Raw genomic sequence first — 12,084 nt, 5'->3', positions numbered from 1 at the left:
TCTGATTCTCGTACCCCCAAACAAAAACTGCTAATGCCGCTCCAGGTCGATATCCATGGCCAGGGACCGGATTTCCTTCACCAGCACGTTGAAGGATTCCGGCATGCCTGCATCGATCTTGTGGTCGCCCTTCACAATGCTCTCGTATACTTTCGTGCGCCCGTTCACATCGTCCGATTTGACTGTCAGCATTTCCTGCAGCGTATAGGCGGATCCGTACGCTTCGAGCGCCCACACCTCCATTTCTCCGAAACGCTGGCCCCCGAACTGGGCTTTGCCTCCGAGCGGCTGCTGGGTAACCAGGCTGTAAGGACCGGTTGAACGGGCGTGCATCTTGTCGTCCACCAGGTGGTGCAGCTTCAGCACATGCATGTAACCGACGGTAACCGGACGATCGAAGGCCTCCCCGGTACGGCCATCATGAAGGGTCACCTGTCCTGAACGCGGTAAACCGGCAAGTTCAAGCATGTCCTTGATTTCCTGCTCCGTGGCGCCATCAAATACCGGTGTGGCGAAGGGCACTCCATCCTGGAGATTTTGTGCCAGATCCGCGATCTCCCCGTCGGTCAAGGAGGCGATATCTTCCGGTTTTCCACTGGTGTTATATATCTTGTCAAGAAAGGCTCGCAGCTCGACGATCTCTTTGCCCGCACGCAGCATATCACCAATCTTCTGGCCCAGACCTTTAGCCGCCCAGCCGAGATGTGTCTCCAGGATCTGCCCCACGTTCATGCGGGACGGCACGCCCAACGGATTCAGCACCACATCCACGGGAGTGCCATCGGCCATATAAGGCATATCCTCCACTGGCACGATCTTCGAAATGACCCCCTTATTGCCGTGACGGCCGGCCATTTTGTCTCCCGGCTGAAGGCGACGCTTCACGGCGACGTATACCTTGACCATTTTCTGCACGCCTGGAGGCAACTCATCGCCTTGGGTGAGCTTCTTTTTCTTTTCCTCGAAGGCTGCATCGAATGCCTTGCGTTTTTGCGCCAAGCCCTCTTCAATCTGTTCGAGCTGTACACTCGCCCCTTCATCTGCCAGCCGTATGTCGAACCAATGGTGCGGGTCAATGCTTTCCAGATATTCCTTGGTGAGGGTCGCACCTTTGGCGAGCTTTTTGGGACCGCCTGTGGCAATCTTGCCGATGAGCAGGCGCTCGATCCGGACAAATGCGTCAGCCTCCACGATCCGCATCTGATCGGCCAGATCTTTCTTATACCGCTTCAGCTCATCGTCAATGATTTGCTGCGCCCGCTTGTCCCGTTCAATGCCTTCCCGGGTGAAGACCTGTACATCGATCACCGTTCCGGAGATGCCGGATGGCACTCGCAGGGAAGTATCCTTCACATCGGAAGCTTTCTCGCCAAAAATTGCACGCAGCAGTTTTTCTTCCGGCGTAAGCTGGGTTTCCCCCTTGGGCGTCACCTTGCCCACCAGCACATCACCAGCTTCCACCTCGGCGCCGATATGCACGATGCCCGAAGCATCCAGACGGCCTAGCTGCGCCTCCGACAGGTTTGAAATATCCCCGGTAATTTCTTCGGTTCCAAGCTTGGTATCGCGGCTTACCACCGATAATTCTTCGATATGAATGGAGGTAAAGCGGTCATTCGCCACGATACGCTCGGAAATGAGAATGGAATCCTCGAAGTTGTAACCGGTCCACGGCATAAACGCGACCAGCATGTTCTGTCCCAGCGCGAGTTCCCCCTTGTCGGTGGAAGCGCCGTCCGCCACCACGTCCCCGCGCGCGATCACATCACCCACCTTCACCAGTGGCCGCTGATTGATATTGGTGTTCTGGTTTGAACGCGTATATTTTGTGAGGTTGTAGATGTCTACGCCCACTTCACCCGCACGCGTCTCGATGTCGTGCACCCGCACCACAATACGGCTTGCGTCAACATAATCCACCACGCCGCCCCGCACCGCCTTTACCGCGGTGCCGGAGTCGACGGCAACGACGCGCTCGATGCCCGTTCCGACCAGAGGTTTCTCGGCGCGCAGACAAGGCACCGCCTGCCGCTGCATGTTGGAACCCATCAATGCCCGGTTGGCGTCATCATGCTCCAGGAAGGGAATCAGCGAGGCTGCCACCGAGACAATCTGGGCAGGCGCCACGTCCATGTATTCAATCCGGTCGGGGGTCGCCAGAGTAAACTCGTTCTTATGGCGGCAGGAAACGATGTCATTGGTGAATCTGCCATCTCCATCCAGTTCGGCGTTTGCCTGGGCAATTACATACTGCCCCTCCTCAATGGCTGAAAGAAAATGAATCTCGTCAGTGACCAGACCGTCTGTTACCTTGCGATAAGGCGTTTCCATGAAACCGTATTCATTGGTCTGGGCATATAACGCCAGCGAGTTGATCAAACCAATGTTGGGGCCTTCTGGCGTTTCGATCGGACATACCCGCCCATAGTGGGTCGGGTGTACGTCACGTACCTCAAACCCCGCTCTCTCGCGCGTGAGGCCACCCGGCCCCAGCGCGGACACGCGACGTTTATGAGTGATTTCAGAGAGCGGATTGGTCTGGTCCATGAACTGCGATAACTGACTGGAACCGAAGAACTCACGCACCGCAGCGGATACCGGCTTGGCATTGATCAGGTCATGCGGCATCAGATTCTCTGATTCGGCTTGGCTCAGACGCTCTTTTACTGCTCTTTCGACCCTCACCAGGCCAGAGCGAAACTGGTTTTCTGCCAATTCACCCACGGAGCGTACCCGACGGTTACCCAAGTGATCGATATCATCAATCTCCCCACGCCCGTTACGGAGTTCCACCAGAATTCTGATCACTGCAATAATATCTTCGTTGGATAGCGTGGTCGGGCCATCCAACTCTGTCTTACCGACCCGGCGGTTGAATTTCATTCGCCCTACCACTGAGAGGTCATAGCGTTCGGGGGCATAGAACAATCCGATGAAGAGCGCTTTGACTGCCTCCTCGGTAGGAGGTTCACCCGGGCGCATCATACGGTAAATAGCAACCTGCGCGGCCATCTCATCTGCGGTTTCGTCTATCTTGAGCGTTTGCGATATATATGCGCCCTGATCGAGATCATTGGTATAAATCGTACGGATCTCTTCTACATTGGCATCCCGCAGCTTGCCAAGCAAGGTTTCCGTAATTTCATCATTGGCAAGGGCGAGAATTTCTCCCGTTTCCTTATCCACTACGTTGTGGCCCAACACCCGCCCCAACAGGAAATCTTCCGGCACCTCAAGCCTGTCTATGCCGGCCTGCTGCATTTCGCGCACATGCTTCACAGTAATGCGCTTGTCCTTCTGGACGATGACCTTGCCGCTTTTCGACAGGATATCGAAGCGCGCGGTATCCCCCCGCAAACGCTCCGGCAACAGTTCAAAAAGAATACTTTTCCGCGAGATATGGAAAGAGTCAAAAGAAAAGAAATTCTCCAGGATCTGCTCGGGTGTGTATCCAATGGCCTTCAGCAGCACGGTAATAGGCATTTTGCGACGCCTGTCGACCCGAAAATAGAGATAATCCTTGGGATCAAACTCAAAATCAAGCCAGGAACCGCGGTAGGGAATGATACGTGCGGAAAAAAGCAATTTACCGGATGAATGCGTTTTACCCCGGTCATGCTCGAAAAATACCCCGGGCGAACGATGCAACTGGGACACGATCACGCGCTCGGTGCCGTTAATCACAAACGAGCCGGTATTCGTCATGAGCGGAATCTCGCCCATGTAAACCTCCTGCTCCTTCACTTCCCTGACAGTCGGCTTGGACGCCTCCTTATCCATAATGGTCAAGCGCACCTTCGCCCGCAGGGGAGAAGCATAGGTAAGGCCGCGTTGTTGACACTCCTTCACATCGAAAGGAGGCGCACCGAGTACGTAATTGACAAAATCGAGGCGTGCATTCCTGGAATGACTCTCGATCGGAAAGATCGACAGGAAGGCGGCTTGCAACCCCTCCGGAGCGCGTTGGTCAGGTTCGAGGTTGGCTTGCAGGAAAGCAGCGTAAGATTCGATTTGCGTAGCGAGAAGAAAGGGAATCGGCAAGACGCTTGCACGCTTGGCGAAACTTTTACGAATACGTTTTTTCTCGGTAAACGAATAACTCATGGAATCTCCGGAAGATCAGAAGATGGATTGACAGAAAATAGAGAACAGGGTACTTGTTTTGGCCAGCGCGCTTGGTGTTCTGCCGCACAAAACACGCCATCAAAATTCAAAAAACGCCAGAACCGGCGGCATGGGTAATGCCGCCGGCTTTTCTTACTGTTTTTCTTTTATTTGATTTCAGCAGTAGCGCCGGCTTCAGCAAGCTGCTTCTGGATGGCTTCCGCATCCGCTTTGGCAATACCTTCCTTCACTGGCTTGGGGGCTCCGTCCACCAGATCTTTTGCTTCTTTCAAGCCAAGACCGGTAACGGCACGCACCACCTTGATCACATTTACCTTGCTTTCACCCACCGCAGTCAGCATCACGGTAAATTCAGTTTGTTCCTCTGCGGGGGCTGCAGCGGCGCCTGCTGCAGGCGCTGCTGCCACAACCGCGGCAGCGGCAGCGGAAACACCAAACTTCTCTTCCATTTCCTTGATGAGCTGGGAAAGCTCCAGCACAGTCATATTTGCAATCGCATCCAAAATTTCTGCTTTGGCTATAGCCATGATTTTCTCCTGATAATTAATCCAATAACTATGATGGTGTAACGATCCCAAAGTGACCCAAAGTGATTGGGTCCCGGATCAAGCGCTTTCTTTCTGGTCGCGAACAGCGGCGAGGCCACGAACAAAACGCGCGGGAACTTCATTCAAGGTCCGCACAAAATTGGCCACGGGCGCCTGCATCGTGCCCAGCAGCTTGGCAAGAAGCTCCTCGCGGCTTGGCAGAGAGGCCAGACTGGCAATCTCACTGCTGGAAATGACATGATTCGCCATGGCGCCAGCCTTGATCACGAGTTTGTCGTTACCCTTCGAAAACTCGTGCAGCACCTTCGCAGCCGCAACCGGATCGCTACCGATGCCATAAGCGAGAGGCCCGACCATATGCTCGGACAATCCGGAAAACGGGGTGTCCGAAACCGCTCTGCGGGCCAGCGAATTTTTAAGCACCCGGAAATATATCCCCGACTGCCGCGCCTTCGCCCGCAGCTGCGTCATGTGGCCGACCCCAAGTCCGCGGTACTCCGCGATGATGATGGCCTGCGCTTTGGCTACCTGCGCGCTGACTTCAGCGACCACCGCTTTTTTCTCATCTAAATTTAGACTCAAGGTACTTCTCCATCAGTTAAAATGCGGCAATAAGTGTGGTATGCTGGCTTGGGAGGCTTAACCTCGGGTTGACCCGGGATTCTGACCCCCTCCTTCATACCTGATCTCACACCGCGAAACCGGCGACCTTAAATCAGGAGTGGAATCTTTTCCTGTTTCTGGGCACGCCATCTGCGCTGGGTAGCCGGGGAAATATGGGAAATGCAACCCGGCACAGAAAACCGGGTATAGACCCTTCACCATGCAGATTAAGTCTCGGACAATGGCTCACTCAACAACAAACTGAGCAATAAATTGGCGAATCCACTTCGCCTGCCATGCCAATACCCCAGCGGTCTTTGATAACCCGCCGGAAAAGCGCCCTGCGCCCTCCCGACGGCCCAAAGTCTTACAATACTTAAAACGGGAATCCAGTACACGCACCTATCGCATGCTTGTCTGATCCACGCGCACACCTATTCCCATTGTGCTCGAGACTGATATCTTCCTTAGATAGATGCCCTTGGATGCGGCAGGCTTGGATTTATTGAGCGCATCGATCAGCGCCATCATGTTTTGGGTCAGGGCATCCACCGTGAACGAGGCGCGTCCGATGGTGCATTGGACGATGCCTCCTTTATCGGCACGATACTGCACTTGACCGGCTTTCGCGTTTTTTACCGCACCGGCCACATCCGGCGTTACCGTTCCCACCTTGGGATTGGGCATCAAGCCACGCGGACCGAGTATCTGTCCCAGTTGTCCTACAACACGCATTGCATCGGGACTGGCGATAGCCACATCGAATTCGATATTGCCCGCCTTGATCTGCTCGGCGAGATCTTCAAAGCCAACAATATCGGCCCCCGCTGCCGCCGCTTCCCGGGCCTTGTCACCCTGCGCAAATACGGCCACCCGCACGGTCTTTCCCGTACCCGCAGGCAACACCACGGACCCACGCACTGCCTGGTCAGATTTTTTTGCGTCTATCCCAAGATTGACCGCCACATCGATGGATTCGTCGAATTTCGCGATCGCTGTTTCCCTGACCAGATTGAGCGCATCCTGCAACGGGTAATATTTCGTGCGATCCACTTTTTCCGAGATCGCCTTGAGGCGTTTGGAAAGGCGCGCCATGTTATGCGCCCTCCACTTCTATACCCATGCTGCGAGCACTACCCGCAATGGTACGGACTGCCGCGTCCATGTCCGCGGCAGTCAGATCCGGCATTTTTATCTGTGCGATTTCTTCCATCTGCTTCCGTGTCAATCGTCCTATCTTATCCGTATGGGGTTTCGCGCTTCCCTTGCCCACTCCCGCTGCCTTCTTTATCAGCACGGTGGCGGGCGTGGTCTTCATGGTAAAGGTGAAGCTCTTGTCGGCATAAGCGGTTATGACGACCGGAACCGGCAGGCCGACTTCCATTTTCTGCGTTGCCGCATTGAATGCCTTGCAGAACTCCATGATATTGAGTCCTCGCTGCCCCAGGGCAGGGCCTATTGGCGGGCTGGGGTTTGCCTTCCCCGCCGGCACCTGCAATTTGATATAGCCGACTATTTTCTTTGCCATCTGCTCTCCTATCGGGTTCAAACGAGCCCTCGAGGCCCTCCCCGGTTAACAATATGCGATATGCGACCGGCCTTCCGGCACTTCCGGAAACCTTTACACTAAGCTTTCTCGACCTGACTGAAATCCAGCTCTACAGGTGTGGGACGTCCAAAAATGGACACTGAAACCCGCAGCTTGCTTTTGTCGTAATTGACGTCTTCCACGTTGCCGTGAAAATCCGTAAATGGTCCTTCCTTGACACGCACCGCCTCGCCCGTTTCGAAAAGAATCTTGGGCTTGGGTTTTTCCACCCCTTCCTGAATTTGATGGAGAATGTTCTGCACTTCCTTCTCGCTGATAGGCGTAGGATTCATGGCCGTACCGCCAATGAAGCCCGTCACCTTCGGCGTGTTTTTGACCAGGTGCCATGTTTCGTCGGTCATCTCCATCTCGACCAGCACGTAGCCCGGGAAAAACTTCCGTTCGCTGAGATTTTTCTGTCCTGCTTTCATCTCAATGACTTCTTCCACAGGAACGAGTATCTGTCCGAACTTATCCAGCATTCCAGCGCGACTGATTCGCTCCTTCAGCGCGCGCTGCACGCTCTTCTCGAAACCGGAGTAGGCATGAACCACATACCACTTCTTTTCCATTACCCTTCCTGCCCCATGAGATATTTCACCGCCAGCAGCAGGCCCGCGTCTATCATCCACAGGAACATGGCCATTACCAGAACGAAGGCAAAAACGATACCCGTCGTCTGCACCGTCTCCTTCCGGTTCGGCCATACCACCTTCTTGGTCTCTTCCCACGACTCCCTGCTGAACGCGTAAAACTGCTTGCCCTGAGCGGTGAACGACACCACCACGGTCGCAAGAACGAGGCCTCCGAGAACTGAAATGACGCGAATTACCATTGCGCTCTCGCGCAGGTAATAGAATCCGGCAATACCCGCAATCAGCAGCAGAAGCGCGAATCCCAACTTGATCTTATCCACTAACCTATCCCACTCTGCCTTTTAATGCCTGCCAGCAGACGAAGCGGGGCGCGAGCAAAATTCATGCGCAACCTCACTGCACGACCCGAAATAACAACGTATTACGAGGCCCTGCTTCCCCTGGAAACATGCAGTTATTGACGATTTTGAAATGACATTCCCTGATGGCAGGCCAGGAGGGCATCGAACCCCCAACCTTCGGTTTTGGAGACCGACGCTCTGCCAATTGAGCTACTGGCCTGTACTTTGAACAAAGGTAAAAAATGAAGAACTCACCTAAACACATACGAATGCAAGGCTCTTCAACGCTGGAGTCGACCCCGGGCAAGACGCTATTCGATAATTTTTGCCACGACGCCTGCGCCCACGGTCCTGCCGCCTTCACGAATCGCAAAACGCAGACCTTCTTCCATCGCAATCGGCGCAATCAGGTTTACCGTCACCGACACATTGTCCCCGGGCATCACCATCTCCGTGCCCGCAGGCAACTCGATTGCACCCGTCACATCCGTCGTGCGGAAGTAAAACTGCGGCCGGTACCCCTGGAAAAAGGGAGTATGACGCCCGCCCTCTTCCTTGCTCAGAACGTAAATCTCGGCTGTGAACTTGGTATGAGGAGTGATGGTCCCGGGCTTGGCCAGCACCTGGCCACGCTCCACTTCCTCGCGCTTGGTGCCCCGCAGCAATACGCCCACGTTGTCTCCCGCCTGCCCCTGGTCCAGAAGCTTGCGAAACATCTCCACACCCGTGCACACCGTCTTGGTGGTGGGCTTCAATCCCACGATCTCGATGTCTTCCCCCACCTTGATCACGCCACGCTCAACCCGACCCGTCACCACCGTGCCACGACCCGATATGGAAAAAACGTCTTCGACCGGCATCAGAAATGCCCCGTCCACCGCCCGCTGGGGCTCCGGAATGTAGCTGTCCAGCGCCGCCGCAAGCTTGTAGATGGAGGGCTCCCCTATGTCGCTCTGATCGCCTTCCAGCGCCTTCAGTGCAGAACCGATCACTATCGGGGTGTCATCTCCCGGAAAGTTGTATTTGGACAACAGCTCCCGCACTTCCATTTCCACCAGCTCCAGAAGTTCCGCATCGTCCACCATGTCCGCCTTGTTCATGTAGACAATAATGTAGGGAACCCCTACCTGCCGCGCCAGAAGAATGTGCTCCCGCGTCTGCGGCATCGGTCCATCCGCCGCCGAAACCACCAGAATCGCACCGTCCATCTGCGCCGCACCCGTGATCATGTTCTTCACATAGTCCGCGTGACCAGGACAGTCAACGTGCGCGTAATGCCGCTTCTCCGTCTCGTACTCCACGTGCGAGGTATTGATCGTGATGCCCCGCGCCTTCTCTTCAGGCGCCGAGTCTATCTGTGCGTAACTCTTCGCTTCCCCACCAAACTTCTTCGCCAATACCATCGTGATCGCCGCCGTCAACGTGGTCTTCCCATGGTCCACGTGACCTATCGTCCCTACGTTGATGTGCGGCTTCGTCCGCTCAAATTTGCTCTTTGCCATGATGTCCCTTTTAAAGCATTTTTTTGAGTTCTGTAATTGACGCCTATGGAGCCCATGGCCAGGATTGAACTGGCGACCTCTCCCTTACCAAGGGAGTGCTCTGCCACTGAGCTACATGGGCAAGCACGTCCTTGCCTAAACAATACCCCGCAACAATTTTGCCAATTTTTTAATGTTTTTAGTTAACGCTCATTTCTCCGCTTCGAATCTGGAGCGGGTGAAGGGAATCGAACCCTCGTCGTAAGCTTGGAAGGCTTCTGCTCTACCATTGAGCTACACCCGCATCGGGCACGATCAGGACCAGTAAATCCAGCGAAGCATTCAACAGCTCTTCGAAGAAAAAATCATCGAACCGCACAACCAACGCACTACCTGCGCTCCCATTCACCAGAACCAAACTCGCCACGCAAAGCGTTCAAGACGCAGAAATCTACAACGCCCGCATTATCAGCTGCTGATCTGGTGGAGGGGGAAGGATTCGAACCTTCGAAGGCAGAGCCGTCAGATTTACAGTCTGATCCCTTTGACCGCTCGGGAACCCCTCCAAACGAAACCGTTAATTGTGAATGTTTTACGCGGATAAGTCAACGTGGATTTCAGCGTTTTTAATCCGGTACAGGTATTATCCGCACAGGGGGAAACCAATGAGTTGATCTGGGTAAAATCCCGCTTTTCTCGGCGAGGTAGCGGCGGCGCGAAAATCGGGTGATATCAATCAGTGTGTCGAACCCTGGCGCACTCCCAAAAGCTCTACCTCGAAAATCAGGGTAGCGTTTGGCGGGATAGTTCCCCGCCCTTCCGACCCGTAGGCCAGTTGGGGCGGAATGATCAATGTGCGCTGGCCTCCCACCTTCATCCCGATCACGCCCCGGTCCCAACCTTTGATCACTCGTCCCGCGCCGACAAGGAACGAGAAGGGCATGCCACGGTCACGCGAGCTGTCGAACTTCCCGCCCTTTTTGTCGGGAGCGCTCGCATCGTAAAGCCAGCCGGTATAGTGCACTTCAACCATCTTGCCAACCGCCGCTTCTTCACCGCTTCCTATTTTGGTATCCTGCTTGATGGGCTGGGTCACGGCAGACAGGGTCTGTCCCGTTTCCGAAATGGCGGGTTGGGGCAACAGCAAAGCGCCCAGCATGAATATTCCCAAACTGATCAGTGTATTTATCCTGGACATGAGGACCTCGAAAATTGAAATGAAAACCTTTCATACTTATTGCCTCTTATTATACCGTCAACCCACGGGGCGGCTGTAGCATCATGAAGGCTTCGTTCAGGGATTCCTTGCTCATTGCGCATGTACTCATTTAGTCGAAGCGTGAAGCGTATGAAGGAGAGTTCATGCAGGATCGCTTAAATGAAAAGGTCGAAGAGATATTTACCAGCAAAGAGACATGTTCCCGGGAGCCGGAAGGATCATCCGCCCGCCTGCATGACTCGCGTTTTGTGCGGTCCCTCTATCTCGCCGCAGGATTTGTCGCCCTGATACTCGGCGTAGTGGGGATCGTGCTGCCAGTACTCCCGACAACCCCATTTGTGCTGCTGGCAGCCGCCTGTTTTGCCCGCAGTTCCAAGCACTTCCACGACAAGCTCCTGACCAATCGCATCACCGGTCCCATTATCCGCGAATGGATGGAGCATCGCAGCATCCCGCGCAAAGTCAAGCGATGGGTATATCTGTTGCTGGTGCTGTCGCTGGGGAGTTCCATCCTGGTGGTGCCCTCTGTCTGGCATCAAGGGATGCTCGTTCTACTGGGTGTAATCCTGATAGTCTTCATCTGGCGAATTCCGGTTAGAGAACCGGATACTGATGCATGACGAGCATGAGGTACTGCTGCCGGCTGGCAAGACGCAATTACATACTTGCTACAACTGTTCTACCCATGCGGGGGAAACACACTTGGTTTCAGGCATAAACTCCCCAGGCGGTACACATCCCCCTCGAGAGGACGCGTACCTGTAAAAGGTTTATCGCCTCCCCTAGTATTGCTGGGAAGCTTCTTTCGGTTCAGCGACATAGATTTCAACCCGGCGATTCCTTGCCCTGTTCTGAGGCGTGTCATTGGCGACAATAGGCTCGCGCGAACCGCGGCCTTCGATCCTTACGCGGTTTGGAGAAACCCCGCGGCTCGCCAGATAGTCCCGCGTGCTGGCTGCCCGGTTCAAGGACAAGGGGTTGTTGACGGCATCACTGCCCGAGCTGTCCGTATGACCGATAATAGTCACCTCTGTAATGGGATTATTGTTCAGGCTGGTGGCAAAGCTGTCCAGGACAGGCCTGAAATTCGGCCTGATGTCGGCGCGACCGGTATCAAACGAGATATCGCTGGGGATATCCAGCCGCAGGCGATTATCAGAGGTTTTCACAACTTCCACCCCTGTTCCTGCTGTGGCCTGCTCCATTTCGCGTTTCTGCTCTTCCATTCTCCGGGACCACACGTTTCCGGCGATGGCGCCGAGGCCAGCCCCAGCCGCTGCACCGATTGCCGCGCCTTTCCCCTTGCCTGCAATTGCTCCAATCAGTGCGCCCGTACCTGCGCCAATGCCGGCGCCTATGGCAGTGTCTCTTGTTCTGGTACTCTGGGTTTCGGGTGAACTGGCGCAGCCACCCAATGCCAAAACCGTCGTTATTGAAATAACCGATAATTGCTTCCGCATGACTTCTCCTGTTTTGGGGGATTAGGGAATTATTGCTTGAGAACTCCTGATAGCGCTCTTAAGTGGTTCCTTAGACCTTGGCTGATTCCTTAGACCTTGGCAGAGTTAGAGTTACAAGCAGAT

At 54.6% G+C, this 12,084-nt stretch carries 12 protein-coding genes and 4 tRNA genes; 1 reads left to right on the top strand and 15 read right to left on the bottom strand.

All coding sequences use genetic code 11. From position 1 onward, the window contains the following. Positions 1–30 precede the first annotated feature (30 nt). The 14 genes from rpoB to NMUL_RS03965 form a co-directional block, all read right to left on the bottom strand. A complete protein-coding gene (gene rpoB / locus NMUL_RS04025; RefSeq protein WP_011380116.1) occupies positions 31–4,104 on the bottom strand; it encodes a DNA-directed RNA polymerase subunit beta in 4,074 nt (1,357 codons plus the stop codon). A 167-nt stretch (positions 4,105–4,271) separates the two neighbouring features. Continuing rightward, positions 4,272–4,652, bottom strand: a complete 381-nt coding sequence (rplL, locus tag NMUL_RS04020; RefSeq protein WP_011380115.1) for a 50S ribosomal protein L7/L12 — start codon at positions 4,650–4,652, stop codon at positions 4,272–4,274. 78 nt (positions 4,653–4,730) lie between these two features. Continuing rightward, the gene (gene rplJ, locus NMUL_RS04015) at positions 4,731–5,255 is read right to left on the bottom strand and encodes a 50S ribosomal protein L10 (protein WP_011380114.1); all 525 of its coding nucleotides are present in this window, start codon (positions 5,253–5,255) and stop codon (positions 4,731–4,733) included. Positions 5,256–5,678: 423 nt separating this feature from the next. Continuing rightward, positions 5,679–6,371, bottom strand: coding sequence for a 50S ribosomal protein L1 (gene rplA, locus NMUL_RS04010; RefSeq protein WP_011380113.1), 693 nt, complete (start codon positions 6,369–6,371; stop codon positions 5,679–5,681). A 1-nt stretch (position 6,372) separates the two neighbouring features. Continuing rightward, entirely contained in the window at positions 6,373–6,804 is a 432-nt protein-coding gene (rplK, locus tag NMUL_RS04005; RefSeq protein ID WP_011380112.1) for a 50S ribosomal protein L11, read from the bottom strand. Between the two features lie 98 nt (positions 6,805–6,902). Next, the gene (gene nusG, locus NMUL_RS04000; protein ID WP_011380111.1) at positions 6,903–7,436 is read right to left on the bottom strand and encodes a transcription termination/antitermination protein NusG; all 534 of its coding nucleotides are present in this window, start codon (positions 7,434–7,436) and stop codon (positions 6,903–6,905) included. Continuing rightward, on the bottom strand, positions 7,436–7,780 hold the full coding sequence (secE, locus tag NMUL_RS03995) for a preprotein translocase subunit SecE (RefSeq protein WP_011380110.1): 345 nt from the start codon (positions 7,778–7,780) through the stop codon (positions 7,436–7,438). Before secE ends, nusG begins: the two co-directional genes overlap by 1 nt. A 165-nt stretch (positions 7,781–7,945) precedes the next feature. Beyond that, a tRNA-Trp gene (locus NMUL_RS03990) sits at positions 7,946–8,021 on the bottom strand. A gap of 91 nt (positions 8,022–8,112) precedes the next feature. Then, the gene (gene tuf, locus NMUL_RS03985; RefSeq protein ID WP_011380109.1) at positions 8,113–9,303 is read right to left on the bottom strand and encodes an elongation factor Tu; all 1,191 of its coding nucleotides are present in this window, start codon (positions 9,301–9,303) and stop codon (positions 8,113–8,115) included. 46 nt (positions 9,304–9,349) lie between these two features. Beyond that, positions 9,350–9,424 (bottom strand) — tRNA-Thr (locus tag NMUL_RS03980). Positions 9,425–9,512: 88 nt separating this feature from the next. Further along, positions 9,513–9,586: transfer RNA gene (locus tag NMUL_RS03975), tRNA-Gly, on the bottom strand. Further along, positions 9,566–9,709 carry a hypothetical protein gene (locus NMUL_RS15910; protein ID WP_167535553.1) on the bottom strand — a complete coding sequence of 48 codons (144 nt, stop codon included), beginning with the start codon at positions 9,707–9,709 and terminating at the stop codon, positions 9,566–9,568. Before NMUL_RS15910 ends, NMUL_RS03975 begins: the two co-directional genes overlap by 21 nt. Before the next feature lie 54 nt (positions 9,710–9,763). Then, positions 9,764–9,848 (bottom strand) — tRNA-Tyr (locus NMUL_RS03970). Positions 9,849–10,018: 170 nt separating this feature from the next. Beyond that, positions 10,019–10,480, bottom strand: coding sequence for an FKBP-type peptidyl-prolyl cis-trans isomerase (locus NMUL_RS03965; RefSeq protein ID WP_011380108.1), 462 nt, complete (start codon positions 10,478–10,480; stop codon positions 10,019–10,021). 164 nt (positions 10,481–10,644) lie between these two features. Here NMUL_RS03965 and NMUL_RS03960 point away from each other — a divergent pair, with 164 nt between their 5' ends. Beyond that, a complete protein-coding gene (locus tag NMUL_RS03960) occupies positions 10,645–11,121 on the top strand; it encodes a YbaN family protein (RefSeq protein ID WP_011380107.1) in 477 nt (158 codons plus the stop codon). 162 nt (positions 11,122–11,283) lie between these two features. On the opposite strand, the gene NMUL_RS03955 is transcribed toward NMUL_RS03960, so the two are convergent. Beyond that, positions 11,284–11,961: a YiaD family glycine zipper/OmpA-like lipoprotein gene (locus tag NMUL_RS03955; protein ID WP_011380106.1), complete on the bottom strand. Its 678-nt coding sequence runs from the start codon at positions 11,959–11,961 to the stop codon at positions 11,284–11,286. Positions 11,962–12,084: the final 123 nt, after the last annotated feature.

Origin of the sequence: Nitrosospira multiformis ATCC 25196 (assembly GCF_000196355.1) — a bacterium.
Classification (GTDB): Bacteria; Pseudomonadota; Gammaproteobacteria; order Burkholderiales; family Nitrosomonadaceae; genus Nitrosospira; species Nitrosospira multiformis.
This window is presented reverse-complemented; position numbering and strand designations above follow the sequence as displayed.